Origin of the sequence: Pseudomonas sp. lyk4-R2A-10, from assembly GCF_030209075.1 — a bacterium.
GTDB classification, from domain to species: Bacteria; Pseudomonadota; Gammaproteobacteria; order Pseudomonadales; family Pseudomonadaceae; genus Aquipseudomonas; species Aquipseudomonas glycinae.
On sequence record NZ_JARVSR010000012.1, the window covers coordinates 474,708 to 501,698 of the forward strand.

Sequence of the window (26,991 nt, forward strand, 5' to 3'; positions counted from 1 at the left end):
CATGAGATGTGAGGTAGGTAACATGGTCCGGAACACAATCACCCCAGTGCAGATCGCCAGGGCATTGCGTGCAGCCAGGGAGCGGCACTGATGTCCAGTCTGGCAGACGCAAACGTCCAGAGTGACCTGGACATCGCCCCGTTGTTGTTGCCTGCACAAGTGCTGCGCAACGACGCTCAAGCCATCAAGGCCGCCCATGAGCTGGCGCAAGTCGCCCGCGTGCAGGCCGCCAAACGTGATCGCCAGCGCAAGCTGCCGTGGTCGGAAATCGAACAGTTCACCCGCAGCGGCCTCGGCAGCATCGCGATTCCGCGCGAATACGGCGGTCCGCAGGTTTCCTTCGTGACCCTGGCCGAGGTGTTCGCGATCATTTCGGCAGCCGACCCGGCATTGGGGCAGATCCCGCAGAACCAGTTCGGCATCATCAACCTGATCCTCGGCAGCGCCACCGAACAGCAGAAAAAACATTTGCTACAGAGTGTGCTCGAAGGCTGGCGCATCGGTAATGCCGGGCCGGAGCGTGGCACCAAGAACACCCTGGAATTGAAAGCGCGCATCACCGCCGACGGCGATGACTACGTGATCAATGGCCAGAAGTTCTACTCCACCGGCGCCCTGTTCGCCCACTGGGTCGCGGTCAAGGCGCTGAACGATGACGGTAAACAGGTTTTGGCCTTCGTCCGTCGGGGCACGCCGGGCCTGCGCATCGTCGATGACTGGTCCGGTTTCGGCCAGCGCACCACCGCCAGTGGCACGATCCTGTTGAACAACGTGCGGGTCGACGCCGGCCTCGTGGTGGACAACTGGAAGATCAACGAAAAGCCCAACACCCAGGGCGCGGTGTCGCAGCTGATTCAAGCGGCGATCGACGCCGGCATCGCCCGTGGCGCCATCGATGACGCCATTGAGTTCGTCAAGACTCGCGCCCGGCCGTGGATCGACGCTAACGTCGAACGGGCCAGCGATGACCTCTACGTCATCGCCGACATCGGCAAACTGAAAATCGAACTGCACGCCGCCGAAGCGCTGCTGCGCAAGGCCGGGCAGGTACTGGATCAGGTGCACGCCGCACCGCTGACTGCCGAGTCCGCCGCCCGCGCCTCGATTGCCGTGGCCGAAGCCAAGGTGCTGACCACCGAGATCTCGCTGCTGGCCAGCGAAAAACTCTTCGAACTGGCCGGCAGCCGCGCGACCCTCGCCGAATTCAACCTCGACCGTCACTGGCGCAACGCCCGGGTGCACACCCTGCACGACCCGGTGCGCTGGAAGTACCACGCGGTCGGCGCTTATCGCCTCAACGGCAAGTTGCCGGCTCGCCATTCCTGGATCTGACGACCCGAACACTTTTGACCAGATCTCTGGAGAAATACATGACTTTTTCCCATCCCGTCGCGGTCATCACCAGCGACGAGCAAGCCCTGATCGTCGCCAGCGACCTGGCCGAAGATTTCCAGCGCGACAGCAACCTGCGCGACCGCGAACGCCGGCTGCCGCTGCCGGAGCTCGACGTGTTTTCCCGTTCCGGCCTGTGGGGCATCAGCGTGCCCAAGGAGTACGGTGGCGCCGGCGTATCCAACGTGACCCTGGCCAAAGTCATCGCTTTGATCGCCAGGGCCGATGGCTCGCTCGGGCAGATTCCACAGAACCATTTTTATGCCCTGGAAGTGCTCCGGGTGAACGGCAGCCACGAGCAGAAACAACGTCTGTACGCCGAAGTCCTCGCCGGCCAGCGTTTTGGCAATGCCCTGGCAGAACTGGGCACCAGGACCGCCCACGACCGTGTCACCCGCCTCGAACGCGACGGCAGCGGTTATCGCATCAACGGTCGCAAGTTCTATGCGACCGGCGCCATTTACGCCCAACGGATTCCAACGTCCGTGGTCGATGAAAACGGCGTGCAGCAACTGGCGTTCGTCCCGCGCGACAGCAAAGGTCTGACCGTGATCGACGACTGGAGCGGCTTCGGCCAGCGCACCACTGGCAGCGGTTCGGTGGTGTTCGAAAACGTGTACGTCGCCGCCGAAGACGTCATTCCGTTCCAGAGCGCTTTCGAGCGCCCGACCCCGGTCGGCCCGTTGGCGCAGATCCTTCACGCCGCCATCGACACCGGCATCGCCCGCGCCGCTTACGAAGACGCGTTGCACTTCGTGCGCAGCAAGACCCGTCCATGGATCGATTCGGGCAACGACAAAGCCACCGAAGACCCGCTGACCCTCAAGAGCTTCGGCCACTTGAGCATTCGCCTGCACGCCACCGAAGCCCTACTCGAACGTGCCGGCGAATTCCTCGACGCGGCCCAGGCCGAGACTAACGCCGAGACCGTTGCGGCAGCCTCGATTGCCGTCGCCGAAGCACGGGCAATCAGCACCGAAATCTCCCTGGCCGCCGGTAGCACCCTGTTCGAACTGGCCGGCAGCCAGGCCACCCTGATCGAGCACGGCCTCGACCGCCACTGGCGCAACGCCCGGGTACACACCCTGCACGACCCGGTGCGCTGGAAGTATCACGCGGTGGGCAATTACTACCTCAACGATGAAAACCCGCCGCTGCGAGGGACCATCTGATGAGCAAGAAAAAGATCCTGCTCAATGCGTTCAACATGAACTGCATCGGCCACATCAACCACGGGTTGTGGACCCATCCCCGCGACACCTCGACCCGATACAAGACCCTCGAGTACTGGACCGAACTGGCACAGTTGCTGGAGCGCGGGCTGTTCGACGGGCTGTTCATCGCCGACATCGTCGGCGTGTACGACGTCTATCAGAACTCGGTGGACGTCACCCTGAAGGAGTCGATCCAGCTGCCGGTCAACGACCCGCTGCTGCTGGTATCGGCGATGTCCGCGGTGACCAAAAACCTCGGTTTCGGCCTGACCGCCAACCTCACCTACGAGCCGCCATATTTGTTCGCCCGACGCATGTCGACCCTCGATCACCTGAGCCGTGGACGGGTGGGCTGGAACATTGTCACCGGCTATCTGGACAGCGCCGCCAAGGCGATGGGCCTCAGTGAACAGGTCGAGCACGACCGGCGTTACGATCAGGCCGACGAGTACCTCGAAGTGCTCTACAAACTCTGGGAAGGCAGCTGGGAAAACGGTGCGGTGCTCAACGATCCACAGCAGCGGATCTACGCGCAGCCGGACAAGGTGCACAAGGTCGAACACAAGGGCGAGTTCTATCAGGTCGAGGGTTATCACCTGTGCGAACCGTCACCGCAGCGCACGCCAGTGCTGTTTCAGGCCGGCAGTTCGGATCGCGGTCTGCTGTTCGCCGGGCGCCATGCCGAGTGCGTGTTCATCAGCGGCCAGAACAAGCCGTCGACCAAGGCGCAGGTGGACAAAGTCCGGGCCAGCGCCGTCGAAGCCGGGCGCAATCCCGAGGACATCAAGGTGTTCATGGGCCTCAACGTGATCGTCGGCGAGACCGAGGAAGCGGCCTGGGCCAAGCACGCTGAATACCTGAGCTACGCCAGCGCCGAAGCGGGCGTGGCGCATTTTTCGGCCTCCACCGGGATCGATTTTTCCCAGTACGAAATCGACGAACCGATCCAGTACGTGAAGAGCAACGCGATCCAGTCCGCCACCAAGAACTTGCAGAACAACGACTGGACCCGGCGCAAATTGCTCGACCAGCACGCCCTCGGCGGGCGCTACATCACCGTGGTCGGTTCGCCGCAGCAAGTGGCGGATGAACTGGAATCGTGGATCGCCGAAACCGGCCTCGACGGCTTCAACCTGACCCGCATCGTCACCCCGGAAAGCTATGTGGATTTCATCGATCTGGTGATTCCGGAACTGCAACGGCGCGGCTCGTACAAGACCGCGTACGACAGCGGCAGCCTGCGGGAAAAACTGTTTCACGGCGAAGCGCATTTGCCGCCGCAACACACCGGCGCCCACTTCCGACACACCTCCTCGCACTGACTGGAAAACCACCATGACCAAGAAACTGCTGTCCCACCCAGTCAAAGCACTGGCCCTGGCCTTCGGCCTGTTCAGCTCGGCTGTTTTCGCCGCCGATGCCCCGTTGAAAATCGGCACTACCGCCGCCTTCGCGATTCCGCTGGAAGCCGCAGTCGAAGAGGCCTCCAAACAAGGCCTGAAAGTCGAGCTGGTGGAATTCACCGACTGGATCGCGCCGAACGTCAGCCTCGCCGCCGGTGACATCGACGTGAACTACTTCCAGCACATTCCGTTCCTGGAAAACGCCAAGGCCGCCTCCGGTTTCGACCTGGTGCCGTTCGCCCCGGGGATCATCAACAACGTCGGCCTGTATTCGAAGAAATACAAAAGCTTCGACGAGCTGCCGGAAGGCGCCAGCGTCGCCATTGCCAACGACCCGATCAACAGCGGTCGCGGTCTGCAACTGCTGGCCAAAGCCGGTCTGATCACCCTCAAACCAGGCGTCGGCTACAAGGCTACCGAAGACGACATCGTCGCCAACCCGAAGAAAATCAAGATCCTGCAGGTCGAAGCGGTGCAACTGGTGCGCGCCTACGATGACGCCGATCTGGTCCAGGGCTATCCGGCCTACATTCGTCTGGCGAAGACTTTCGATGCCGGCTCCGCACTGCTGTTCGACGGCCTCGACCACAAGGAATACGTGATCCAGTTCGTGATCCAGCCGAAGAGCAAGACCGACCCGCGCCTGATCAAGTTCGTCGACATTTACCAACATTCGCCAGCCGTTCGCGCCGCACTGGATAAGGCCCACGGCAAGCTGTACCAGGCCGGTTGGGAAAGCTGAGGATGACCGCAGCCATCCAACGGCGACTGGACCTTTCAGAGCCACCTGCGCTTGCGCAACGCACCGAACTGCATCCGGAACTGAACCGCGCTCATGTGCGTTTCGTCGGGCTCGGCAAAACCTACGACGGCAAACAAGGCACGGTCGCTGCCCTGCAAGGCATCGACCTGGCGATCCAGCGCGGTGAAGTGTTCGGCATCATCGGCCGCAGCGGCGCCGGCAAGTCGTCGCTGATCCGCACCATCAACCGCCTCGAACAACCGACCTCGGGCCGGGTGCTGATCGACCAGGTGGACATCGGCGAATACGACGAGGATCGCCTCGTCGCCCTGCGGCGGCGGATCGGCATGATCTTCCAGCACTTCAACCTGATGTCGGCGAAAACGGTGTGGCAAAACGTCGAACTGCCGCTGAAAGTCGCTGGCGTTCCGAAGGAACAGCGGGAGAAAAAGGTTCGCGAACTGCTGGAACTGGTGGGCCTGCAAGCCAAGCACACGGCGTATCCGGCGCAGCTGTCCGGCGGGCAGAAACAGCGTGTCGGCATCGCCCGCGCGCTGGTGCATGACCCGGACATTCTGCTCTGCGACGAAGCCACTTCGGCACTGGATCCGGAAACCACCCAGTCGATCCTCGGCCTGCTGCGCGAGATCAACAAACGCCTGGGCCTGACCATCGTGCTGATCACCCACGAGATGGCGGTGATCCGGGAAATCTGCGACCGCGTCGTCGTACTGGAACATGGCCGCATCGTCGAGCAAGGCCCGGTGTGGGAAGTGTTTGGCAATCCACAGCACGAAGTCAGCCAGACCTTGCTCGCACCGTTGCAGCACGCTTTGCCCGAAGAATTGCAGAGCCGTTTGCAGGTGCAGCCGTCGTCGTCCGATGCGTCAGTTGTGCTGCGTTTGCAGTTCACCGGCAGCCAGCAGGATGAGCCGGATCTGGCCGCGCTGTTCGCCGCGCTTGGTGGCCGGGTGAAATTGCTCCAGGGCGGCGTGGAACGGATCCAGGGCCACGCGCTCGGGCAACTGTTGCTGGCGGTCGCTGGTTCACAGCTGAATGCCGAGCAATTGCGTGAGCGTGCCGGCCAATGGGCACAACGCACGGAGGTGTTGGGTTATGTGGTTTGATCGCTTGCTGCAGGGTTTCATCGACACGTTTCTGATGGTCGGCGTGTCGTCGCTGATCGCATTGCTCGCCGGGATTCCGATGGCGGTGATTCTAGTCACCAGCGACAAGGGCGGCATCTACGAAGCGCCGGTGCTCAATCGCGCGTTGGGTGCGTTCGTGAACCTGTTTCGTTCGATCCCGTTTCTGATCCTGATGGTCGCGCTGATCCCGTTCACCCGGCTAATCGTCGGCACCACCTACGGCGTGTGGGCGGCCGTCGTACCGCTGACCATCGCGGCCACGCCGTTCTTTGCGCGCATTGCCGAGGTGAGCCTGCGTGAAGTCGATTACGGCCTGATCGAAGCCGCGCAGGCCATGGGCTGCCGACGCTGGCACATCGTCTGGCACGTGCTGTTGCCCGAGGCCCTGCCGGGGATTGTCGGCGGGTTCACCATCACCCTGGTGACGATGATCAACTCCTCGGCGATGGCCGGAGCGATTGGCGCTGGCGGTCTGGGCGACATCGCCTATCGCTACGGCTATCAGCGCTTCGACAGCCAGATCATGTTGACCGTGATCGTGTTGCTGGTGGCGCTGGTGGCGCTGATTCAGCTGGGTGGAGATCGTCTGGCACGGGGGCTGAACAAGCGCTGAGATAGTCAACGGTTCAACAGGCTTTCAAGCAGCTGGCTGTCTGCGATTCTGGCCAGATGCAGAGCCTGCAGACTCGTGGCGGCGTAGATAATGCTGTCGGCATTGCTTGAGGCTAGCGATGTCCGAACGGTCGGGTGGGCATTGAACAGGTCGACAGCCGTCTGGACATCCAACTTCTCTGCCAGTCCCAGAGCCTCTCTGACTCCGGCGGTGAAACGGCTGTGGTCGCTCGTGAACCCATCCAGGTATGCCACCGTCATGCCGCCCTGCATGATGACTTCCGAAACACCGCGCTCGGCCATGTCGTAAACCGGCACAGGACGACTTAGGGCATTTCCCATGCGCGCGTCCAGATAAAAGAAATCCAGCGCGCCTGGCCCAACGCTCTTGAATCGGTTGACCCTGTTCGTGTGCAGCATCTCATGACCCAGAACGGCCGCAAAATCCCCGGTTTGCAGGTGATTGAGACTGATAAATAAACGGCCATGAAAATCGAACTGGAACATCCACGCCCGGCGATCCTGGTCAAACGCCACACCCACGAACTTTTCCATCCCCCATGGCCCCTGATACTCCTTTGACAGCGCCTCGCCTCGCGACAGGCAATCGGCGAACTTCGCCTTGATCAGTGCATGCTGCGTGCCGAAAAATCCCTGAAAAATACCTGCGACCTCGGCGTAGTTCGCCGCGAGCCCATTGCGAGCATCGGAAAATATCTGGTGCGTCGCGTGCAACTCGGTTCGCAGGGTGGCTGCGTGCCGGGGTTCAAACTGACTCAGTCCACGGGCAACGATCGTCACGGCGAGAGAGGTTTGACGCTCGAACCGGTCATCCCGGCCTTCATACAGTCGGCCCTGCGCAGCTGTTGCATCCCTGCCGATTGAAGGCTTGAGGCCGATAAGCTCGGAATCGGATCGGGCGCTCATGGCGTTGCCGATGTCAGCCAGAATCGACAGTTGTTCGGCTTTCCAGATCATCGTCCGCTGATCAAGAACAAGTCTCGGCCCTGAGGCGGACTGTTCCGACGGGAGCGTCGCACGGTATTCACCCGTTACGACGTCCTGCCGGACCTGCACGATTTCACCCGCAGCGATATCGACAAACTCGCGGCCCTTGAAACGCCTGATGCCCTGGGTATCGGCAGCCGGGAGGCCACGCGGCAGTCTGAGGCGATACTTTTCAAGCGACATCACTACGGACCGGATAGAAGTATTTTCCGCCAGGGGCATCCCGGTAATCGTGACCGCGGCGTCAGCAGGAACCGGCATCGCCGGATCTTTTTCCAGCGCTGGAGAGGTTCGCGCAACCTTGATTGCCGGGGCCTCGATGGAAAGGGTATCGCCTGGCCTTGTACGGGGCCGCGTGGCATCCGGTGCAAAACGGGCAGGTGATGGCGTGACGTGGGGCTTGCGACCGATGACCATAGGAAATCCTGTTTCTGAAGAGGTCGCCCGAGACGGGGCGGCATCGCGACAATCATCTGTCGCACAGGCGTTATTTCATCCGTTTCGGGATTGCTCAGTGCGGTACAGGGTTATTGCCTGCGCACCCGCCTGAACCTGTATGGCGTATATTCACCAAACCCGAATGCCACCGCAGTCCGACCATGAAACAGACCCCCACCGATCTTGAGCAGATCACTTCGACCACGCTCGGCCACTACAACGCGGTGGCCGAAGATTTTCGTGAAGGCACCCGCGATCACGATGTCAGCCAGAACATCGACGCCCTGTTGCGGCACATCCAGGGTACGGCGCCGTTTTCCATCCTCGATTTCGGCTGCGGGCCGGGGCGGGACTTACAGACATTTACCCGGATGGGACACGTCGCCGTCGGCCTCGACGGTGCGGAAAAATTCGCGCAGATGGCTCGCGAGGACAGCGGTTGCGAGGTGTGGTGTCAGGACTTTCTGAAGCTGGATCTGCCGCCAGAACGCTTCGACGGGATCTTCGCCAACGCGGTGCTGTTTCATGTGCCGTTGCAGGAGCTGCCTCGGGTTCTGAAGCAACTGCACGGGACATTGAAACCGGGTGGCGTGTTGTTCAGCTCCAATCCGCGCGGGGATAACCGCGAGGGCTGGAACGGGCCGCGTTATGGCTCGTATCACGATCTGGAGGCCTGGCGCGGATTGTTGACCGCTGCCGGGTTCGTCGAACTGGAACATTACTACCGGCCGGCGGGGCTGCCGCGTGAGCAGCAGCCCTGGCTGGCGAGTGTCTGGCGCAAAGCCGTGTAGTTGGCGATGAACACAAGGCGCTCGCCTTACTGCGCCTCTTTCTTCGGCTCGCGAATCTTGTACCAGGCGACATACAGCGCCGGCAGAAACAGCAGCGTCAGCAGGGTCGCAATCACGATCCCGCCGATCATTGCGTAGGCCATCGGCCCCCAGAACACTTCCCGGGCGATCGGGATCATGCCCATGCTCGCCGCCGCGGCCGTCAGCAGGATCGGGCGACGTCGGTGCTCGGTGGCTTCCACCACCGCATCCCACGGCGCATAGCCCTTGCGTTCGAACTCGTCGATCTGGGTCACGAGGATCACCGAGTTGCGGATGATGATGCCGATCAACGCCAGAATCCCGAGGATCGCCACGAAGCCCATCGGCGTACCGGTCGGCACCAGCGCCAGCACCACACCGATCAACCCCAGCGGCGCAACACTGGCCACCAGGAACAGCTTCTGCACGCTGTGCAGCTGGATCATCAGGAACGTCGCCATCAGGAACAGCATCAGCGGTAATACCTTGGCAATCGGTCCCTGCGCCTTGCCACTTTCCTCGACCGTACCGCCGGTGGCGACCTTGTAGCCCACAGGCAGTTTTTCGGCGAAGGCATCAATGGACGGCTTGAGGATTTTCACCAGATCGGTCGGCTGAATCTCGTCACGCACCGACGCCTTGATGGTGATGGTCGGCAAGCGGTCACGACGCCATACCAGCGGCTGCTCCAGCTCATAACGAACCGTGGCGAAGGCCAGCAAGGGGATCGACGTGCCGTTGGGCGTGACGATCTGCAGGTTCTGCAGGGTTTCCGGCGTACCGCGTTCCGAACTCACCGCGCGACCGACCACGTTGATCAGGTAGATGTCGTCGTTGACCTGGGTCAGCGGCGCCCCGCTGACGATGCTGTTCATCAGGTTCGCCACGTCTTCGGACGACAGCCCGAGCTGGCGCGCCTTGTCCTGGGCGATGTCGATGCGCAGGACTTTGCCCGGCTCGTTCCAGTCGTAAATGATCTCGCCGATGTGCGGGTTCTTGTCCAGTTCAGTCGCCAGGTCGATGGCATGCTTGCGCACTTGGTCGATGTCCTTGCCGCTGATCCGGTACTGGATCGGGCGCCCCACCGGCGGCCCCATTTCCAGCGCCTGCACATAACTGCCGATGCCGACGAAGTCCTTGTGCAGACGTTCGCGCAGGCGCTGACTCAGGGCCTCGCGGGCTTCGAAGTCTTTGCTGACGATCACCAGTTGCGCGTAATACGGGTTCTGCAATTGTTGGTCGAGTGGCAGGTAGAAACGGATCGCACCCTGACCGATGTAGGTGCTCCAGCGCACGATGTCCGCATCGCCCTTGAGCGTGGCCTCGAGTTTGTCGACGGCCTTGCGGGTTTCGTCGATCGAGGCGTTTTGCGGCAGGTTGAGGTCGACCAGAATTTCCGGTCGATCCGAAGACGGGAAAAACTGATTCTGCACAAACCGCATGCAGAACACTGCCAGCACAAACAACAGCACGGTGATGCCGATGGCCCACCAGCGATTGCGCATGCACCACAGCAAACCTCCATTGAACGCCCGACCAACGCGCCCCGGTTCGGCCTCATGGGATTTCACGTTGGTACTCAGAATATGTACGCCGATCACCGGGGCGAAGAACACCGCCACAATCCAGGACACGATCATCGCCACGGCAATCACCGCGAACAGCGTGTAGGTGTACTCGCCGGCAGAACTGGCGTTGAGGCCGATGGGGACAAAACCGGCGACCGTCACCAGCGTACCGGTGAGCATCGGGAACGCGGTCGAGGTGTAGGCGAACGTCGCAGCCTCCTCCTTGCTCTCGCCCATTTCCAGGCGCGTGACCATCATTTCCACGGTGATCATCGCATCGTCCACCAACAGGCCGAGGGCAATGATCAGAGCGCCGAGGGAAATCCGCTGCATGGTGATGCCGCTGTATTCCATGAACACAAACACCATCGCCAGCACCAGCGGGATCGAGCACGCCACCACCAGCCCGGCGCGCACGCCCAGGCTGATGAAGCTGACCACCAGCACGATAACCACCGCCTCGAACAAGGCACTGGTGAATCCGCCAACGGCCTCCTCCACCACCACCGCCTGATCGGACACCGTGTGCACACCCACGCCAACCGGCAGATCCGCGGTCAGTTCATCGATGCGTTTGTGCAGGGCCTTGCCGAATTCCTGAACGTTGCCGCCCTTCTGCATGGCAATCGCCAGCCCGATCGCCGGTTTGCCGTCGAAACGGAATTCCGGCGTCGCCGGATCAGTGTAACCACGAGTGATGTCGGCGATATCCGCCAGACGATAGAAGCGGTCGTTGAGCTTGAGATTGACCTCGGCCAGGTCTTTCTCCGAAGCGAACTGCCCCGAAGTCCGCACGGAAATCCGCTCGGGCCCCGCCTCGATGACACCGGCCGGGGTCACGGCGTTCTGCGATTGCAGGCTCTGCACCACCTGACGCTGATCGATGCCCAGCGCCGCCAGTTTGCGGGTCGAGAAGTTCAGGTAAATCACTTCGTCCTGCTGGCCGATCATTTCGATCTTGCCCAGCCCCGGCACATTGCGGATCTCGGCCCGCGCCTGTTCCACATAATCGCGCAACTGGCGCATGGTCAGGCCGTCGGCGGTGAAGGCGTACACCGAGCCGAACACGTCACCGAATTCGTCGTTGAATCCCGGCCCCTGAATCCCTTGAGGAAACTGCCCGCGAATGTCGTCGATCTTCTTGCGCACCTGGTACCAGATTTCCGGAATGTCCTTGGCGCTGGTGGTGTCGCGCAGGTACACGTACACCGTCGATTCGCCGGGGCGCGTGTAGCTTTTCACATAGTCGAGGGAATCGAGTTCTTCGAGTTTTTTCTCGATGCGATCGGTGACCTGCTTGAGGGTTTCCTCCTGGGTCGCGCCCGGCCATTTGGTCTGGATCACCATGGTCTTGATGGTGAACGACGGGTCTTCCTCGCGCCCCAGATTGAAGTAGGAGAACACCCCCATGAGCAACGCGACGAACATCAGATACCAGACGAAAGACTGATGCTTGAGGGCCCATTCGGAGAGATTGAAAGACCCTTTCATTGACTGTCCTCGTCAAGTTTCACGGATTGTCCGGGTTTGAGACTGTTGACGCCGGCGCTGACCACGCGCTCGCCGTTCTTCACGCCACCCGCAAGTACAACGCTGCTGTCGGTGCGGCTGATCACGCTGACGTCGCGCGGGTTGACGGTTTTGCTTTGGGTGTCGATGACCCAGATCCGCTGTTTGCCATCGGCCTCCTGCAACGCCGTAGCTGGCAATTCGATACGTGGTTTGATCGCCGAGCTGAGGGTGACGCTGATCGCCGTGCCGAGGCGAAAGCCGTCGGGCGTATTGGCCAGGGTCAACCGTGCACGGCGGGTGCGCGTGGCACTTTGTGCCTGCGGTTCGATCTCGCGCAGGGTGGCCGTGGTGTTGATGTTCGGGTCGAGCTGGCCGGCCACCAGAAACACCACGTCGGACGGGATCTCATCGACCAGGGTGTCCGGCAGATCGATCACCGCTTCCTTGATGTCCGGTTGCGCCAGGGTCACCACTTGCTGGCCCGCCGTAACCACTTGCCCGGCCTCGGCGTTCCACGCGGTGACCACGGCTTTGTGATCGGAGCGCAGTTGGGTGTAATCGAGTTGGTCCTTGCTTTGATTGACCGCCGCGCGAGCCTGATCCAGCGAGGCCTGGGTGGTTTTCAGGTCCGTCATGGCAATGTCCAGTTGCGCCTGCGCACCCACGCCCCGGTCGAACAGCGCTTGCTGACGGCGGGCGTTGGCCTGGGCGTTGATCAGTTGTGCCTGAACCCTGGCCAGATCGCCCTGGGCCGAACGCAACTGGTTCTGCTGATCGGTCGGATCGAGCGTAGCGAGCAGCGTGCCCTTCTGCACCTCGGTACCGACGTCGACGTTGCGGCTGGCAATGCGCCCGCCGACACGAAAACCGGTATTGCTTTCATAGCGCGCCTGAATGCTGCCGGCGAAACGCCCGAGGTTTTCCTCGCTCAACGCTTCGACCTTGACCGACAACACCGGCCGTACCGGCTCCGGCGGTGGCTCGCTTTTCGAGCAGGCGGCCAGCAACACGCCAATGGATAACAGCCCCAGACGCTTCATGGCTGTGCTCCCGGCTGCAGATCCTTGTAGGTGTTTTCGGCAATTTCGACCTTCATGCCCGGATGCAGCAACTGCCCACCCGCGACGATGACTTTTTCCCCGCCCTTGAGGCCCTCGCTGATGATGACCTTGCCGATCAGGTAGCGGCTGACGGTGACGTTGTGCAACTGCGCTTCACCTTTGTCGTCGACCATCCACACCGCCGGATCGCTGACGTTCTTGGTCAGCGCCGACCACGGCAATTCAACGGCCGATTTGCCGGTACCCTTGGCCGTGGCGCTCACCACCGAGCCCAGTTGCATCCCTTGCGGCAGGCTGTCGAGGCTGACTTTGACCTGCACCGTGCCGGACTGCGCGGACACCGCCGGGGTGATTTCGCGCACGGTGCCGGTGGTCTTGATGGCGGGGTTGTCGAGCAGGCTGACGACAATCGAACGCTCCGCCGGCCGTTCGGCCAGCAGGGATTCGTAGACGTTGAACACGGCGTCGCGGTCGCCGTCCCGGGCCAGGCTGAAAATCGGTGCCGTGGCCTGAACCACCTGGCCGACTTCGGCCTGACGCTCGGTGATGACGCCGGGCGCATCGGCGATCAGCGCGGTATAGCTCAATTGATCCTTGGCGTTGGCCAACTGCGCCTGCGCTGCACTCAAGGCACTCTGGCTGCTGCGCAATGCAGCCTGCGCGGAATCGTATTCGCTCTGGCTGGTGTAGCCCTTGGGCAACAGTTTCTGCTGGCGGACGAACGCGGCGGCGCTCTGTTTGACCCGCGCCTGCTCGGCCACTACCTGAGCCTGAGCGGAATCGACATTGGTCTGCAAATCCTTCGGATCGAGCTTGGCCAGCACTTGTTTGGCCGAGACACGGTCACCGACATCGACCATGCGCTGGATGATCTTGCCGCCGACCCGGAACGACAGTTCGGTCTGCACCCGTGCCTGAACATCGCCGGTGAGGGTCACGGCGGCGGCGTAATTGGCGGGGTTCACCTCCTGCACGAAGACCCGGGGCAGGTATTCCGCAGGGGCCTTTTTCTCGCCGCAGGCGCTCAATAAAGCGAACAGACTGAGCATGACCGCTGTTTTCAATCCGGGACTCGCCATGCAGACTCCTTCCTGTGTACGAACGTGCAAGTGACGATACGACTGTGAGCTTAGAACAGGGTTCAACCTTCGTCCGGGCGATATATGCATTTCTGTGCGGCGAGTATCCTTATCCGGATTTCGGGGCACCCAGGAAGGATTTTCATGCTCAAGACCCTCGCGGTGGCCAATTACCGCTCGATCAATAAATTGGTGATTCCGCTGGGCCGTCTGAACCTGATCACTGGCCCCAACGGCAGCGGCAAGTCCAACCTGTACCGGGCGCTGCGGCTGCTGGCGGAAACCGCTCAGGGCGGCGTGGTCAATGCGCTGGCCCGTGAGGGCGGGCTAGACTCGACGTTCTGGGCCGGGCCGGAAACCATCAGCCGGCGCATGCGCAACGGTGAAGTGCCGATCCAGTCCACCGTGCGCCAGGGCGTCAAACGCCTGCGTCTGGGCTTTGCCGGGGAGGATTTCAGTTATTCGATCGCCCTGGGATTGCCTGAGCCGAGCCTCTCGTACTTTTCCCTCGACCCGGAAATCAAAAAGGAATGCATCTGGGCCGGGCCGCTTTATCGTCCGGCCAGCCTGCTGGTGGATCGCGACGGGCCGATGATCCGTACCCGCGACGGTCGCAGTTGGGACGTGCTGGCCCAGCACACGCCGAACTTCGACAGCCTGTTCGATCAGGTCGGCAGCCTGCGCACCTCCCCGGAGGTGTTCCAGATGCGCGAGTTCATCCGCCGCTGGCGCTTCTACGATCACTTTCGCAGCGACGCCGACGCCCCGGTGCGCCAGCCGCAACTGGGCACGCGCACGCCGGTGCTGCATCACGACGGGCGCGATCTGGCGGCGGCGTTGCAGACCATCCGCGAGATCGGCGATCCCGAGGCGCTGCAGGCGGCGATCAGTGATGCGTTTCCCGGTGCACGCCTGAACATTGCGCCGCTGGCGGGCGGACGCTTCGCTATCGAGTTCTTTCAGGAAGGGTTGCTGCGGCCGTTGTCGGCGGCGGAATTGTCGGACGGCACGTTGCGCTATCTGCTGCTGGTCGCCGCGCTGCTGACGCCACGCCCGCCATCGCTGATGGTCCTGAACGAGCCGGAAACCAGCCTGCATCCGGATCTGCTGCCGGCGCTGGCGCGCTTGATCATCCGCGTGTCGGAGCAGTGTCAGGTGTGGGTGGTATCCCATGCCCGACGATTGATTTCGGCGTTGCAGCAAGACCCGGAATGCAATTGCATCGTGCTGGAAAAAACCCTCGGCCAGACCGGGATCGTCGGGCAGAGGGTTCTGGATGAGCCGGCGTGGAATTGGCCTGATTAACCCTGCCACTTCCCGCCTTCGACAATCACGCTCTCAGGCTTGGTGTCATCACTCAGCTCTTTACGCACGTATTGGTCATACAGCTTGAGCAGATATTTCTCTTCCCCCAGCTTGGCCAATTCCGCATTCACCCAATCGCGCAATTCGATATTGCCCTTCTTCACCGCCGGCGCAATCGGTGCTTCGGCGCCAAGTTTTTCGTCCAGCACACGGTAGCCCGGGTTTTGCTTGGCCCAGCTGAACAGCACCAGATTGTCCTGCGCGTAGGCATCGCCACGGCCGTTGGCCAGGGCTTGCAGGGACTCGGAGTTTTTCTCGAACTTCAGCAGTTTCCAGTCCGGGTGGTTCTTGGTCAGCCAGATATCGGCGGTGGTGCCAGTGGTGACGATGGTGGTGCGGGTTGCCAGATCATCGAGCTTTTTCACATCACTGCTCTGCGGCACCAGCGCCTGCACCGCGACCTTGAGATTCGGGTTGGTGAATTCCACCGCTTCCTTGCGCTCCGGGGTCACGGTCATGTTGGCGAGGATCAGGTCGACCTTGTCGCTTTGCAGAAACGGAATGCGGCTCGCCGGTTCCACGGCCACGAACTCGACCTTGTTTTCATCGCCCAGCAGATCCTTGGCGAATTGACGGCCGATGTCGGTATCGAAGCCGACGTAGCGCCCCGCTTCGTTGACAAAACCGAACGGCGGCTTGTCGGTGAATACGCCGACGATCAGTTTGTCGCGGGCCTTGATCTTGTCCAGGTAACCCGCCGGCGCGGTGCTTTCGCTGGCGACTTTCGGCTTGGCCGGCTCTTCGGTCTTGTTGCAGCCGGCCAGCAACGCAAGGCTGATCAGCGGTAATGCAAATAGGGCTTTGGCAGTTTTCATGGCAGTTCCAGTTCCTTGGTTTGAGGCGTTGTGGGCGAAGTCGTTGAAGTCAGCGCTTCGACGTAGGAGAACTTCTCCAGGAACTGCTGCGCGCGTGCGGTTTGCGGGTTCGTAAAGAAAAGCTCGGGCGGGTTCTGTTCAAGGATGCGCCCGGCATCCATGAACACGATGCGATCGGCCACCGCGCGGGCGAAGGCCATCTCGTGGGTGACAATCAACAGGGTCATGCCTTCGCGAGCCAGCCCCTGAATCACTTCCAGCACTTCCTTGACCATCTCCGGATCAAGGGCGGCGGTGACTTCGTCGAAGAGCATGACCCGCGGGTTCATGCACAGCGAGCGGACGATGGCGATGCGTTGCTGCTGGCCACCGGAGAGCTGGCGCGGGAAAGCGTCGCGCTTGTCCGCCAGGCCCACGCGCTCAAGCAACGCTTCGGCTTGTTGCTGTGCTTCGCGGCGTTCGCGCTTCTGCACCTTGAGCGGGCCGAGCAGCAAATTGTCGAGCACGCTCATGTGCGGAAACAGGTGATAACTCTGGAACACCATGCCGATCTGCTGACGCACTTCGCGCCAGTCGGTGGCCTTGTCCAGCAATTCGCGGCCGGCGAATTTCAGGTGGCCGCTGTGGGCGGTTTCCAGACCGTTGAGGCAACGCAGCAGGGTGCTTTTGCCGCAGCCGCTGGGGCCGAGGACGACGATGACTTCGCCGGATTTCACTTGCAGGTCGATGCCCTTGAGCACCTGCTGTTCACCGAAGAATTTGTTGAAGCCCTGAAACTCGATCAATGCGCTCATGCTTGCGTCCAGCGCCGCTCCAGCACGCGCGAAGCGGCCGACAGCGGGTAGCAGATGAAAAAGAAAAACAGAAACAGCGCGCCGTAGATCAGCACCGATTCGTAGGTACGCTCGATGATCTGCTGCCCAACCTTGATCACATCCACCACACCGATCAGCACCGCCAGGGAACTGGTCTTGATGATCCGCGTGTAGACGTTGACGGTCGGCGGCGTCATGCGCTTCAGCGCCTGGGGCAGCAGCACGTAACCGTAGAGCTGCGCCGCGTTCAGGCCGATCGACAGCCCCGCCTCACGCTGCCCGCGCGGCAACGAATGCAGCGCACCGCGCGCCACTTCGCCGACCTCACTCGCGCCCCACAGCGACAGCACCAGCACCGCGCACCAGAAGCTCGGCAGGCTCAGGCCGAAGAAAATCGGCAGGCCGAAAAACAGCAGGTACAACCAGACCAGCACCGGGATCGCCCGGAACAGTTCCAGATAGATCCGCAGCAGCGCGTTCAACCACCGTACCTTGAGCGTGCGCAGCACGCCGTAGAGCACGCCGCCGACGGTACTGATGGCGATGCTCAGGAACGAGATCGACAGGGTTTGCCCGGCGCCTTTGGCCAGTTGCGGCAACGACACCCAGAGCAGTTCAAGACCCGAACTGGCCATGCTGGAGCCTCCTTTCCAGACGGCTCAACAGCAGCGACAGCGGCAGGAACAGCAGCACGCAGATCAATGTCAGCACGGCGAGCATTTCGTAGGTTTTGTAGTAGAGCGCGATGTAGCTTTTGGTGGTGTAGAGAATTTCCGGCACCGCCACGGCCGAGACCACGGTGGTCTCCTTGAGCAGGAAAATGAAATTGGCGAACAGCGACGGCAGGCTGAGGATTCCGGCTTCCGGCAGGATCACGTAACGCAGCAACTGGCCGTGGGACAAACCGATGGAGCGCCCGGACTCCAGTTGCGCCTGGGGCACCGCATCGACGCCGGCGCGCAGCACTTCGGTGAAGTAGGCACCGCCGAGAAAGGTCATGGTGATGATCGCCGCGGTGAATCCGGAAACCTTGATCCCCAGTGCCGGCAGCGCGAAGTAGACGAAGAACAGCTGGATCAGCAGCGGTGTATTGCGCGCCAGCTCCACATACAGCCCGACCAGTTTTTGCAGGTAAGGCGTGCGGAACACCAGAATCGTCGCATTGAGCAACGCCACCAGCAGCGAGGTGCCAATGGCGATCAAACCGACCTGCAGCGTCACGCCCACCGCTTTGAGAAACGCCGGCAAGGTGCTGAGGATAAATGCGTAATCGAAGGTCATGAAACATCCTGACGCCGCTCGGTAAGCGGCGGTGGTGCAGTCCATGGACAGCGGGTAACTGTCCGGCAGGCACCGACTTTATAGGCATAAGAAAAAGAATTTAAATACCGTTAAAGCATATTGATATCACACAAAAAACTATCCTGCGGGTTTGCCCCGACAGAATAAGAAGGCTATTTTTCCTTTCGCTGTAGGACGGATCTTTTTTTCATGAAAGCCCTCCAAGGACGAACAGCTTTTGGCCAGACTCCCCCGGCCAACCCCATAACAAGGAAGAGAACATGGACGTAAAAGTGCCGCAGCGACCGGACCCGCAGGATTTCGTGAAATGGCTGGTGGCCTTGCGCAGAGCGCTGAAAACCAGCGCTGCCTGAGTCAGCCACACGCAAGAAAAAACGCCGATGACCATCGCGGGTCATCGGCGTTTTTTTCAACCTTGAAGGGGGTTGCTGCTGCGTCGGATCAGAACGCCGGCAGTACCGCGCCGTTGTACTTCTTCTCGATGAACGCTTTGACTTCAGGGCTGGTCAGGGCAGCGGCCAGTTTCTTGATGGCGTCGCTGTTCTTGTTGTCTTCACGGGCAACCAGGAAGTTCACGTAAGGCGAATCCGCGCCTTCGATCACCAGAGCGTCCTTGGTCGGGTTCAACTTGGCTTCAAGTGCGTAGTTGGTGTTGATCATGTCCAGATCGACTTCTTTCAGAACACGCGGCAGCAGGGCCGACTCCAGTTCCTTGAACTTGAAGTTGTGCGGGTTCTTGGCGATGTCTTTTGGCGTGGCCAGGGCGTTCTTCGGATCTTTCAGTTCGATCAGGCCAGCCTTCTGCAGCAGGATCAGTGCGCGACCGCTGTTGCTGCCTTCGTTCGGAATGGCGATGGTGGCGCCGTCCGGCAGTTCAGCCAGGGTCTTGTACTTGCTCGAGTAGCCACCGAACGGTTCAACGTGCACGCCTTGCACGGTCACCAGGTACTTGGCCTTGTCATCCTTGTATTTGCCGGCGTTGAAGCTGTCCAGGTAAGGCTTGGTCTGGAAGTAGTTGGCATCCAGACGCTTCTCGCCCACCTGTACGTTCGGCTGTACGTAGTCGGTGAAGACCTTGATTTCCAGATCCACGCCTTCTTTGGCGAGGGTCGGCTTGATCAGCTCGAGGATCTCGGCGTGCGGCACCGGCGTCGCGGCCACCACCAGTTTCTCGCCAGCCTGGGCCAGGGAAGCCGTCAGAGCAGCCGCCAATGCGGTAAACAACAGAACCTTTTTCATGCAGTGTCCTTATCGAAAATCGGTCGTCATCGACGACGGCATTAATACGTGTGCCAGCGATGTGCTACTGCTGGCGTGAAGCGGACAATACCGGGATTTTTTATTCCCGGACAATAACGTTTATTCAGCTTCATATTCCATTTTGTTCATGTTGAGCAAAAGGGTTACAACGCCTCGCTCAAGCTCAACAGCCATTCTTTCAATGCCTTACGTTCGTCGACGGTGCCGTTGAGGCTGACGCTCGCCACCTGACGCTCGATCTGAACCTGCGGCCCAGACACCTCGGGCAGGTTCAGGTGCTCCGGCAGGATTTCGTCGCCGGTGCTCACCAGCAACGCAAAATGAATGACGTTTTCCAGCTCCCGGGTGTTGCCCGGCCAACTGTGCTGTTCCAGCACCTGCTGCGCCGCTTCGCTGATCAAAGGCACCGGCAGATCCAGACGCTGGCTGTAAATGCCGAGGAAGTACTCGGCCAACGACAGAATGTCGCCAACCCGCGCGCGCAACGCTGGCAGTTCCAGATGCCCTTCGCTGAGATAGTGATAAAGCCGCTCGTGGAATTTCCCTGCCGCCACCGCTTGCGCCAGATCGATGCTGGTCGCCGCTACCAGGCGCACGTCCACCGGGCTCGGCTGATGCGCACCGACGCGGGTGACTTCGTGGTTTTCCAGTGCGGAAAGCAACTTGATCTGGATCGGCAACGGCAGGTCGCCGATCTCGTCCAAGTACAAGGTGCCGCCGTTGGCTGAACCGAACCAACCGGCGCGACTGCTGGCCGAACCGCTGTAGCTGCCGGCGGCATAACCGAACAATTCCGCATCGGCGTAGGTCGGGCTGATCGCCCCGCAATTGACCGAGACAAACAAGCCGCTGCGATCACTGGCGCGGTGGATGTGGCGAGCGAGCAATTCCTTGCCGGTGCCGGTCTCGCCGCGAATCAACACAGAGATCGAGCGCGGTGCGAGTTGGGCCATTTCTTCGCGCAACTGGCGCGAACGTGGATCGACGAACACCAGCGCCTTGGCGCGAATGCTCAGGGGACTTTTTTCCGCATCGGGAAAGGTCAGCAACGGCTGACCGAAGGTTTCAAGACTCATGGCAGACTCCCGCCCCAAATCGCCGGGAGACGGGGGCGTTGAACAAATAAAAGTGGTCAGGCACGGCGCCGGGCGTGGTGTTCCATGCGGTTTTGCAGGCGATACAGATAAGCGAATCCCTGCTCCCAGCGTTGATGCCCGGACTTCACGTTGATATGGCCGGCGCCCGCGAGAATCCCCGCCTCGGCGCCCCAGTTGCGCGCCAGTTCCAGCGCACGCGGCGCACTGACGGCGGCGTCGTTGTCGGAGCTGACGACCTGGCTCGGGAAGGGCAGCAGATCGGTCGGGATCGGTGCGAAATTGCGCAGTGCCGGCACGCACGCCGGACGCTCGACATCCGCTGGCGCCACCAGCAGCGCCCCCCGCACTTGACGCAAATGATGCAGTGGCGCAGTAGCCGCCCAGTGCGCCACGGTGATGCAGCCCAGGCTGTGCGCGATGAGAATCACCGGCGAGCTGTCGGCGGCAATCGCCTCGGCCAGCGCCGCGACCCAGTCTTCACGACGCGGCGTCAGCCAGTCGGCCTGCTCTACCCGCGCGCTGTTGGGCAGGCTGTTCTGCCAGTGGGTTTGCCAATGATCTTCTGGCGATCCTTGCCAGCCCGGCACAATCAGATAGCGGATTGATTCGTTGCGCATGGGGGAGCTCTCCTGCGTCGTGTCTGTTCCTGAACGAGTATAGGGACGGGATTTATATTCGTTAAGGAATAAGAAGCTATTTATTAAGACCTGAAAAGAATATTAAGCATTGAGCAAAAAAAGGGGCCGCACCCTGCCAAGGAGACGGCCCCGGAAAAACGTGAAACCCTTATCGTGCAGTGATCACCGACAGCTTGGTGATGCCCGCCCGCTCAATCGAAGCCATGGCTCGCGCCACTTCGCCGTAATTCACCCCGTCGTCGGCCTGCAATTGCACGCGCACTTCCGGGTCCTTGGCCTTGGCCGACTTGAGGTTGAACTCCAGCAGATCCGGCTGGATTTCGTCCTTGTTGATAAACAGTTTTCCAGCACCGTCGATACTCACCACCAACGGGTCTTTCTGCTCGACCGGCGCCACCGCTTCGGTCTTCGGCAGGTTGATCGGTATCGCGTTGGTCAAAAGCGGCGCGGTGACGATAAACACCACAAGCAACACCAGCATCACGTCCACCAGCGGCGTCACGTTGATCTCGCTCAGCACCTCGTCGCTGTCTTGCGTGGAGAAGGCCATATCAGGACGCCTCCTTCACTTTTGTTGCGTTGCCCTGGGCCGCAGCCTTGTGCGCGGTCGGGTGAATCAGCACACGGAACGAACTCTTTTGCGCCAGGCTGTAGAAGTCGTGGGCAAAGTCATCCAGGTCCGCCGCCGTCAGTTTCAGACGGCGCAAAAAGTAGTTGTAAACCAGCACCGCCGGCACCGCGACCGCGATCCCCACACCGGTGGCGACCAGCGCTGCACCGATCGGTCCTGCGACCGTTTCCAGGCTCGCCGAGCCCGCCGCGCTGATGCCTTTCAACGCTTCCATGATTCCCCACACCGTGCCGAACAGACCAATGAACGGCGAGGTGCTGCCAATACTCGCGACCACCGCCAGACCGGTTTCCAGCGAACGCCGCTCGCGAACGATCTGCTGACGCAAGGCACGTTCGAGGCGATCCTGATGGTTGATCGCCTGGCTCAGGTCATTGGCCTGCGGCGCCTCGCCCACTTGTATCGCCGCATAACCGGCCTGTGCCACCCGCGCTGCCGCGCCGGGCTGGGTTTCGCTCAACTCGGCGGCGGAGTCCAGACTCGACGCCGCCCAGAAGCGCTTGTGAAATTTGCGGTCCTGCGCCTTCAGCCGGCCGAACTGCACAGCCTTGAGCAATGCCAGGCCCCAGGTAGCGACAGAGAAGACCACCAGCAGCCAGATCACCGCGCTTTCGATGGATTCCAGTGGAGATGCCAGTAACGTCATGATGTGTTCCCTCGTGTAAACGTTTAACGCGAAATTGGTTTCGGTTTAATGAATCTTGAAATCGATGGGTACGCTGACCCAGCCGTCCTGGGCGACATCACCCTGCTTGGCCGGCACGAAGCTCCAGCGCTTCACGGCGTCCAGCGCCGCGTCGTCGAGCTGTTGCCGGCCACTGCTTTTCTGAATCTGGATTTCGCCCGGTTTGCCGCTGGCCAGAACGTGCACCCGGAGCAACACCGTGCCTTCCCAACCGCGACGCTGGGCCAGCGACGGATACTCCGGCGCCGGGTTCTTCAGGTACGCCGCGTTGGCCGAGGCCGGCGTCACCGGCGCAGGTGCCGGTGGTGCAGGTGGCGCGGGCGCGGCGACCGGGGCGGCCGGTTGTGGCGGAGCCGGTGGTTGCTCGACCGCTTTTGGCGCCGGTTTCGGTACGGGTTTGGCGACCGGTTTCGGTTTTGGAATCGGCTTTGGTTTCGGTGGCGGCTTGGTTGCCAGTTCGTCCTCCACCGGGGGCGGAGGCTCAACCACAGGTGCCGGTGGCGGCGGCACAACTACAGGTGGTGCCGGTGGCGCCGGGCGAGAAAACTCGATGGTCATCGGTGGAATTTCCGGCGGCACGATCGGCAGCGCCGGCGTCGGATGCTGGTTGATCCAGTAGATCACCGCGCCATGCACCACCAGCGCCAGAACGCCGAGCAGAATCGTTTCGCGGCGGCTCAAAATGCCCTTGGGCGCGCGCTGCAAACGCAGCTGCCCCAACGGCACGCGATGGGGCCGGCCGAGATCGACCAACTCGCCGCTCGGCGCCTGGCGCCACAGCACCTCCTGTGCGCTGGCGGCGGTCTGGACATTGCCCATTGATTTACTCCCTGCGGTCTCTTTGCGAAAAGCCCGAAGCGTCATGCCTGACATCCCCCGCACAACGTTTCAGTTGGTGAATCATTGATACAGACACTTATTTCTTAAAGTATTTTTTATGACAAAGTATATAACCAAAAAGAATATAAATACCGATTGGTTTTCTGAAAGCCTTGCCTTACAAGGGCTCTGGCCAACATAGCTCTAACCACATGCTTTTAAGGCATGGAAAATATTCGTCAAAGGCAGCTTGAACGATAGAAAAAGAAAATCAGGAATTAGAAGTTGGTCATTATTCCAAAAGATTATTGAAAATCTTCAAAACCTGTAATTTCTGACAGTATCGCCACTGTCAAAAACATCATCAAATGAGGGCGTATTACCTACTACGTTGAGAAACCCTTATGAAACTCAATAATTTCGTTATAGCCCTCGCTCTGCTTTCATCGACCCTGCTGCACGCAGCCGAAGAATCAAAATCTGCCGATTTCAAAACGGATTTCAAGAACGCTTCCCAAGCTCTAACACTTATAGCTAAAATCTACGGACACCCCGATACGAATTTATTACCCGGAGAAAATATCTCTATACCATTCTTACCTGTCGCAGGCGCCATTATTAATGCCTCCGCGAGCGGCAAAATCCAGCACATTTCGATTTCCCGGGTGGGGTGCCCTCAAGAACTGTGCGTTGTCCTGTCTGACTCTAAAAAATCTAATTCATCGTTGAACAAGACTGCGGCTCAACGTCGCATAACCCCTGATTTCGAGATCATCAACAAAGGAACATCAAACATTACGGCTCGTAAAGTAGACGATTTGTCTTGGGTAACCATTCCACCCGGAGGATCAGCGAAAATTGGCAACATCAATGATTCAGGATTTCATATAGATGGGTATATGAAGATAATCCAAATTGACAAGCAAAAGTGCACTCTCGAACACTGCTTTTGGGTTCTAGAGTAGCCAAATCCATTCAAAGCATACTTCAGCCTTACTTATGCCGACCTTCTATGTTAATACTTCCTCGAAATATGCCCTTTCTTAATACATATCAGATACTTGAATGATGATGTCTGTTGTACGTCGTGATACATCTACACGTAATATTCGGCCCCCCCTTTCTGGCAGGCGTAACAGGCGCCCTGCCAGAAAGTGCATTTCAAACCACCTTTAAAAGTCGTATCGACCACTCACACCTAACGTTCTAGGCGTACCGAGCAGGCCTTCATAGCCGCCGTTGCCGCCGGTCCACAGGGTCGTGTAGTAGGTTTTGTCGAAGGCGTTTTTCAGCCACAGCGAGACGTCCCACTGACCCTGATTGAAATCGCCGCGCAGGCCAGTGGAGAGATTGACCACCGCGTAACTCGGGATCTGGCCGTAGTCGGAATCCTCGACCGTGCCCACCGCTTTGGAGCGGAACGCGTAGCTGCCGGTGACATAAGGTTGCAGCCCGTTATCCAGATTCCATTCGTACTTGCCGTTGGCGTTGCCGATCCATTTCGAGGCGCCGACCACCTGATGACCGCTGAGGTCGCACGAGGCCGGAGCACCCGGTGCCTGGCTGACTTCAGGCGGGCACGGCGCGTCCTTGTAGGAGAGATAGCTGACGTCGTTGTACGAGCCGTTGAAGTTCAGCGTCAGGCCACGCAGCGGGATCACGGTGCTTTCGAACTCCACGCCACGTGAGCGCACTGAACCGGCGTTGGTCAGGTATTGCACGCGGTTGACGTCGTCGTAGGCGTTGGTCTGGTAAGCGTTGACCTGGGTCCAGAACACGTTGGCGTTGAGCTGCAAACGGCGATCCCACAGCGTGCTCTTGAAGCCGAGTTCGGCGTTGTTGGCGCGCTCGGTGCCGATCAGCAACGAGTCGGCACCAGCGGTCGGGGCCGAGCCGACCACGAGGTTGACCCCGCCGGATTTTTCGCCGTGAGACAACGTGGCGTAGCCGAGCAGATCATCGGTGAAGCGATAGCTGAGGTTGAGCAATCCGGACGGGCTGGAGCTGTACTGGTTCAGGTCGCCGGAATCGTAGGCGCCAGTCCGGCCGCGTCGCGCGGTGGCTGCGGCACCCGTGACAGCGGCGCCACCGACCGGCGCATCACGATTGACCCAGGCGTTCTTCTCTTCATAGGTGCCACGCACCCCGGCGGTGAAATCCAGACGTGGGGTCAGGTGCCAGGTGCCTTGGGCGAACAACGCGAAACTGTCGGTCTTGATATGACCACGGCCGACGCTATTGACGTTGGCCAGCGCGCCCCGTGGCGTGCCGTTCCAGATGTCGGCCTGCGGGCCGTAATAGGCGAAGGATTTGTTGTCCAGGTCCGATCCGAAATAGTAGGCGCCGAGGACGTAATCGAAGAACTCGCCCTTGGGCGACGCGAGGCGAAATTCCTGGGAATACTGTTTGTCCTCCACCGACACCCCGGCGTTGTAGGTGGCCGGCACATTGAGGCCGTCGTCGTTGCGCGGGGTGAAATTCCAGAAGCGATAGGAGCTGACCGAGGTCAGGGTGAAGTCGCTCGGCAGGGTCCAGTTGGCCTCCACCGAGGTGCCGCCCTGATGCACGGTGACGTGCTGATCGTTGTCCAGGTTGACCTTGCGGTGCGAGCCGTTGACCAGCGTCGCGCCGGCAGCGGCGGCGCGGGCCGAGTAGAGATTGACGCCATTGATGGTCGGTCCGGTGTTGTACAGCACCCGGGTGCCGGCGCTGGAATCCTCTTCGTTGTAGTCACCGATCCAGCGCAGGTTGAAATTCTCGTTGGGCTTGAACAGCAACTGCGCCCGGAAGCCGTCGCGGGAACCACCGTTCAGGTCATGGCCGTTGAATTCGTTCTTGATGTCGCCATCGCTGCGGGTGCGATAGGCCGACAAACGCCCGGCCAGCACATCGTTGAGGGGCCCGGAAATGGTGCCCTTGGTCTGGAAATAACCGTCCTCGCCGACCGAGGTTTCGATGCTGCGCTCCGGGGTGAAACTCGGCGCGCGGGTGCTGATGTTGATCACCCCGGCGGTGGTGTTCTTGCCGAACAACGTCCCTTGCGGCCCGCGCAGGACTTCGAGCTGCTCGATGTCCATCAGGTCGAACACCGCCATTCCCGGACGGCCCAGATAAACGTTATCGATGTACAGCCCGACGCTGCCTTCCAGACCATCGCTGGCCGGGTTGTTGCCCAGACCCCGGATCGACACGCTGGACTGACGCGCATGCATGTAGGCGACGTTGACGCTGGGCACCAGTTGCTGAAGATCCTGGATTCGGTAGACCCGTTGCGTCTCCAAAGTCGTGCCGCTCACCACGCTCATTGGCGTCGGCACATCCTGAGAGCTTTCTTCGCGACGGCGGGTGGTGACGGTCACGGTTTCCAGTTGCGAAGTGGCGGTCGCGGTCTTGCCTGCCGGTGCCGGCACAGGGGTTTCGGTTTCCGCAGCGTAGCCGTGGGTCCAACTGGCACTCCCCGCCAGCAACAGGGCCAGGGGCAGACGTTTGAGCCGTCGTGGCGGCGGCGGTGAAGCGAGGTTCAACGGACTCATGGGACTGCTCCTGGTCAAAAAACACGCAGACATCTTCCGTGC

24 protein-coding genes are annotated in these 26,991 nt (G+C 60.6%); 9 read left to right on the forward strand and 15 right to left on the reverse strand.

Annotation, left to right across the window (positions count from 1 at the left end; genetic code table 11):
- Positions 1 to 90: 90 nt before the first annotated feature.
- The 6 genes from QRN46_RS23070 to QRN46_RS23095 are packed head-to-tail and all read left to right on the forward strand — an operon-like array spanning position 91 to position 6,512.
- Positions 91 to 1,332, forward strand: coding sequence for an SfnB family sulfur acquisition oxidoreductase (locus tag QRN46_RS23070; protein ID WP_011331944.1), 1,242 nt, complete (start codon positions 91 to 93; stop codon positions 1,330 to 1,332).
- 38 nt (positions 1,333 to 1,370) lie between these two features.
- On the forward strand, positions 1,371 to 2,564 hold the full coding sequence (locus QRN46_RS23075) for an SfnB family sulfur acquisition oxidoreductase (protein WP_011331943.1): 1,194 nt from the start codon (positions 1,371 to 1,373) through the stop codon (positions 2,562 to 2,564).
- On the forward strand, positions 2,564 to 3,928 hold the full coding sequence (locus QRN46_RS23080; protein WP_011331942.1) for an LLM class flavin-dependent oxidoreductase: 1,365 nt from the start codon (positions 2,564 to 2,566) through the stop codon (positions 3,926 to 3,928). Before QRN46_RS23075 ends, QRN46_RS23080 begins: the two co-directional genes overlap by 1 nt.
- 13 nt (positions 3,929 to 3,941) lie before the next feature.
- Entirely contained in the window at positions 3,942 to 4,751 is an 810-nt protein-coding gene (locus QRN46_RS23085) for a MetQ/NlpA family ABC transporter substrate-binding protein (RefSeq protein ID WP_007952748.1), read from the forward strand.
- 2 nt (positions 4,752 to 4,753) lie between these two features.
- Positions 4,754 to 5,878: a methionine ABC transporter ATP-binding protein gene (locus tag QRN46_RS23090; protein WP_201817966.1), complete on the forward strand. Its 1,125-nt coding sequence runs from the start codon at positions 4,754 to 4,756 to the stop codon at positions 5,876 to 5,878.
- A complete protein-coding gene (locus QRN46_RS23095; RefSeq protein ID WP_007952752.1) occupies positions 5,868 to 6,512 on the forward strand; it encodes a methionine ABC transporter permease in 645 nt (214 codons plus the stop codon). The genes QRN46_RS23090 and QRN46_RS23095 overlap by 11 nt, the downstream gene beginning before the upstream one ends.
- 5 nt (positions 6,513 to 6,517) lie before the next feature.
- On the opposite strand, the gene QRN46_RS23100 is transcribed toward QRN46_RS23095, so the two are convergent.
- A complete protein-coding gene (locus QRN46_RS23100; RefSeq protein ID WP_011331940.1) occupies positions 6,518 to 7,936 on the reverse strand; it encodes a hypothetical protein in 1,419 nt (472 codons plus the stop codon).
- A gap of 182 nt (positions 7,937 to 8,118) precedes the next feature.
- Between QRN46_RS23100 and QRN46_RS23105 the strand changes: the two genes are divergently transcribed.
- Positions 8,119 to 8,748, forward strand: a complete 630-nt coding sequence (locus tag QRN46_RS23105; protein ID WP_011331939.1) for a class I SAM-dependent methyltransferase — start codon at positions 8,119 to 8,121, stop codon at positions 8,746 to 8,748.
- A gap of 26 nt (positions 8,749 to 8,774) precedes the next feature.
- Here QRN46_RS23105 and QRN46_RS23110 read toward each other — a convergent pair whose 3' ends face one another.
- The 3 genes from QRN46_RS23110 to QRN46_RS23120 are packed head-to-tail and all read right to left on the reverse strand — an operon-like array spanning position 8,775 to position 13,989.
- Positions 8,775 to 11,828 (reverse strand): efflux RND transporter permease subunit, encoded by a 3,054-nt coding sequence (locus tag QRN46_RS23110; protein ID WP_011331938.1) that lies wholly within the window; start codon positions 11,826 to 11,828, stop codon positions 8,775 to 8,777.
- The gene (locus QRN46_RS23115; protein ID WP_011331937.1) at positions 11,825 to 12,889 is read right to left on the reverse strand and encodes an efflux RND transporter periplasmic adaptor subunit; all 1,065 of its coding nucleotides are present in this window, start codon (positions 12,887 to 12,889) and stop codon (positions 11,825 to 11,827) included. The genes QRN46_RS23110 and QRN46_RS23115 overlap by 4 nt, the downstream gene beginning before the upstream one ends.
- Positions 12,886 to 13,989 (reverse strand): efflux RND transporter periplasmic adaptor subunit, encoded by a 1,104-nt coding sequence (locus QRN46_RS23120; protein ID WP_011331936.1) that lies wholly within the window; start codon positions 13,987 to 13,989, stop codon positions 12,886 to 12,888. Before QRN46_RS23120 ends, QRN46_RS23115 begins: the two co-directional genes overlap by 4 nt.
- Before the next feature lie 144 nt (positions 13,990 to 14,133).
- On the opposite strand from QRN46_RS23120, the gene QRN46_RS23125 reads away from it, so the two are divergent.
- Complete coding sequence (locus QRN46_RS23125) at positions 14,134 to 15,294, forward strand: AAA family ATPase (protein WP_285357460.1); 1,161 nt, start codon at positions 14,134 to 14,136, stop codon at positions 15,292 to 15,294.
- Here the strand turns inward: QRN46_RS23125 and QRN46_RS23130 are convergent.
- The 10 genes from QRN46_RS23130 to QRN46_RS23175 all read right to left on the reverse strand — a co-directional run bounded on the left by QRN46_RS23130 (position 15,291) and on the right by QRN46_RS23175 (position 23,416).
- The gene (locus QRN46_RS23130) at positions 15,291 to 16,169 is read right to left on the reverse strand and encodes a transporter substrate-binding domain-containing protein (RefSeq protein WP_064382718.1); all 879 of its coding nucleotides are present in this window, start codon (positions 16,167 to 16,169) and stop codon (positions 15,291 to 15,293) included. The genes QRN46_RS23125 and QRN46_RS23130 overlap by 4 nt on opposite strands.
- Positions 16,166 to 16,963, reverse strand: a complete 798-nt coding sequence (locus tag QRN46_RS23135) for an amino acid ABC transporter ATP-binding protein (RefSeq protein ID WP_285357463.1) — start codon at positions 16,961 to 16,963, stop codon at positions 16,166 to 16,168. Before QRN46_RS23135 ends, QRN46_RS23130 begins: the two co-directional genes overlap by 4 nt.
- Positions 16,960 to 17,619 carry an amino acid ABC transporter permease gene (locus tag QRN46_RS23140; protein WP_285357465.1) on the reverse strand — a complete coding sequence of 220 codons (660 nt, stop codon included), beginning with the start codon at positions 17,617 to 17,619 and terminating at the stop codon, positions 16,960 to 16,962. The genes QRN46_RS23135 and QRN46_RS23140 overlap by 4 nt, the downstream gene beginning before the upstream one ends.
- The gene (locus tag QRN46_RS23145) at positions 17,600 to 18,265 is read right to left on the reverse strand and encodes an amino acid ABC transporter permease (RefSeq protein ID WP_285357468.1); all 666 of its coding nucleotides are present in this window, start codon (positions 18,263 to 18,265) and stop codon (positions 17,600 to 17,602) included. The genes QRN46_RS23140 and QRN46_RS23145 overlap by 20 nt, the downstream gene beginning before the upstream one ends.
- A 462-nt stretch (positions 18,266 to 18,727) precedes the next feature.
- A complete protein-coding gene (locus QRN46_RS23150; protein WP_011331930.1) occupies positions 18,728 to 19,525 on the reverse strand; it encodes a MetQ/NlpA family ABC transporter substrate-binding protein in 798 nt (265 codons plus the stop codon).
- Positions 19,526 to 19,689: 164 nt separating this feature from the next.
- Positions 19,690 to 20,622 carry a sigma 54-interacting transcriptional regulator gene (locus tag QRN46_RS23155; protein WP_011331929.1) on the reverse strand — a complete coding sequence of 311 codons (933 nt, stop codon included), beginning with the start codon at positions 20,620 to 20,622 and terminating at the stop codon, positions 19,690 to 19,692.
- A gap of 56 nt (positions 20,623 to 20,678) precedes the next feature.
- The gene (locus QRN46_RS23160; protein ID WP_007952774.1) at positions 20,679 to 21,260 is read right to left on the reverse strand and encodes an alpha/beta hydrolase; all 582 of its coding nucleotides are present in this window, start codon (positions 21,258 to 21,260) and stop codon (positions 20,679 to 20,681) included.
- A 169-nt stretch (positions 21,261 to 21,429) separates the two neighbouring features.
- Positions 21,430 to 21,831 (reverse strand): ExbD/TolR family protein, encoded by a 402-nt coding sequence (locus QRN46_RS23165; RefSeq protein ID WP_003220570.1) that lies wholly within the window; start codon positions 21,829 to 21,831, stop codon positions 21,430 to 21,432.
- A 1-nt stretch (position 21,832) separates the two neighbouring features.
- Complete coding sequence (locus QRN46_RS23170; RefSeq protein ID WP_011331927.1) at positions 21,833 to 22,558, reverse strand: MotA/TolQ/ExbB proton channel family protein; 726 nt, start codon at positions 22,556 to 22,558, stop codon at positions 21,833 to 21,835.
- A gap of 45 nt (positions 22,559 to 22,603) precedes the next feature.
- Positions 22,604 to 23,416 (reverse strand): energy transducer TonB, encoded by an 813-nt coding sequence (locus tag QRN46_RS23175; protein ID WP_041475106.1) that lies wholly within the window; start codon positions 23,414 to 23,416, stop codon positions 22,604 to 22,606.
- Between the two features lie 404 nt (positions 23,417 to 23,820).
- On the opposite strand from QRN46_RS23175, the gene QRN46_RS23180 reads away from it, so the two are divergent.
- Positions 23,821 to 24,381: a hypothetical protein gene (locus QRN46_RS23180; protein WP_011331925.1), complete on the forward strand. Its 561-nt coding sequence runs from the start codon at positions 23,821 to 23,823 to the stop codon at positions 24,379 to 24,381.
- A 207-nt stretch (positions 24,382 to 24,588) separates the two neighbouring features.
- Here the strand turns inward: QRN46_RS23180 and QRN46_RS23185 are convergent, their stop codons facing one another.
- Positions 24,589 to 26,949 (reverse strand): TonB-dependent receptor, encoded by a 2,361-nt coding sequence (locus QRN46_RS23185; protein WP_011331924.1) that lies wholly within the window; start codon positions 26,947 to 26,949, stop codon positions 24,589 to 24,591.
- Positions 26,950 to 26,991: the final 42 nt, after the last annotated feature.

Excerpts from the sequence above, each read along its gene's own strand:
- QRN46_RS23070 (WP_011331944.1), top strand. The coding sequence starts at position 91 with ATGTCCAGTCTGGCAGACGCAAACGTCCAGAGTGACCTGGACATCGCC.
- QRN46_RS23075 (WP_011331943.1), top strand. The coding sequence starts at position 1,371 with ATGACTTTTTCCCATCCCGTCGCGGTCATCACCAGCGACGAGCAAGCC.
- QRN46_RS23080 (WP_011331942.1), top strand. The coding sequence starts at position 2,564 with ATGAGCAAGAAAAAGATCCTGCTCAATGCGTTCAACATGAACTGCATC.
- QRN46_RS23085 (WP_007952748.1), top strand. The coding sequence starts at position 3,942 with ATGACCAAGAAACTGCTGTCCCACCCAGTCAAAGCACTGGCCCTGGCC.
- QRN46_RS23090 (WP_201817966.1), top strand. The coding sequence starts at position 4,754 with ATGACCGCAGCCATCCAACGGCGACTGGACCTTTCAGAGCCACCTGCG.
- QRN46_RS23095 (WP_007952752.1), top strand. The coding sequence starts at position 5,868 with ATGTGGTTTGATCGCTTGCTGCAGGGTTTCATCGACACGTTTCTGATG.
- QRN46_RS23100 (WP_011331940.1), bottom strand. The coding sequence starts at position 7,936 with ATGGTCATCGGTCGCAAGCCCCACGTCACGCCATCACCTGCCCGTTTT.
- QRN46_RS23105 (WP_011331939.1), top strand. The coding sequence starts at position 8,119 with ATGAAACAGACCCCCACCGATCTTGAGCAGATCACTTCGACCACGCTC.
- QRN46_RS23110 (WP_011331938.1), bottom strand. The coding sequence starts at position 11,828 with ATGAAAGGGTCTTTCAATCTCTCCGAATGGGCCCTCAAGCATCAGTCT.
- QRN46_RS23115 (WP_011331937.1), bottom strand. The coding sequence starts at position 12,889 with ATGAAGCGTCTGGGGCTGTTATCCATTGGCGTGTTGCTGGCCGCCTGC.
- QRN46_RS23120 (WP_011331936.1), bottom strand. The coding sequence starts at position 13,989 with ATGGCGAGTCCCGGATTGAAAACAGCGGTCATGCTCAGTCTGTTCGCT.
- QRN46_RS23125 (WP_285357460.1), top strand. The coding sequence starts at position 14,134 with ATGCTCAAGACCCTCGCGGTGGCCAATTACCGCTCGATCAATAAATTG.
- QRN46_RS23130 (WP_064382718.1), bottom strand. The coding sequence starts at position 16,169 with ATGAAAACTGCCAAAGCCCTATTTGCATTACCGCTGATCAGCCTTGCG.
- QRN46_RS23135 (WP_285357463.1), bottom strand. The coding sequence starts at position 16,963 with ATGAGCGCATTGATCGAGTTTCAGGGCTTCAACAAATTCTTCGGTGAA.
- QRN46_RS23140 (WP_285357465.1), bottom strand. The coding sequence starts at position 17,619 with ATGGCCAGTTCGGGTCTTGAACTGCTCTGGGTGTCGTTGCCGCAACTG.
- QRN46_RS23145 (WP_285357468.1), bottom strand. The coding sequence starts at position 18,265 with ATGACCTTCGATTACGCATTTATCCTCAGCACCTTGCCGGCGTTTCTC.
- QRN46_RS23150 (WP_011331930.1), bottom strand. The coding sequence starts at position 19,525 with ATGAAAAAGGTTCTGTTGTTTACCGCATTGGCGGCTGCTCTGACGGCT.
- QRN46_RS23155 (WP_011331929.1), bottom strand. The coding sequence starts at position 20,622 with ATGAGTCTTGAAACCTTCGGTCAGCCGTTGCTGACCTTTCCCGATGCG.
- QRN46_RS23160 (WP_007952774.1), bottom strand. The coding sequence starts at position 21,260 with ATGCGCAACGAATCAATCCGCTATCTGATTGTGCCGGGCTGGCAAGGA.
- QRN46_RS23165 (WP_003220570.1), bottom strand. The coding sequence starts at position 21,831 with ATGGCCTTCTCCACGCAAGACAGCGACGAGGTGCTGAGCGAGATCAAC.
- QRN46_RS23170 (WP_011331927.1), bottom strand. The coding sequence starts at position 22,558 with ATGACGTTACTGGCATCTCCACTGGAATCCATCGAAAGCGCGGTGATC.
- QRN46_RS23175 (WP_041475106.1), bottom strand. The coding sequence starts at position 23,416 with ATGGGCAATGTCCAGACCGCCGCCAGCGCACAGGAGGTGCTGTGGCGC.
- QRN46_RS23180 (WP_011331925.1), top strand. The coding sequence starts at position 23,821 with ATGAAACTCAATAATTTCGTTATAGCCCTCGCTCTGCTTTCATCGACC.
- QRN46_RS23185 (WP_011331924.1), bottom strand. The coding sequence starts at position 26,949 with ATGAGTCCGTTGAACCTCGCTTCACCGCCGCCGCCACGACGGCTCAAA.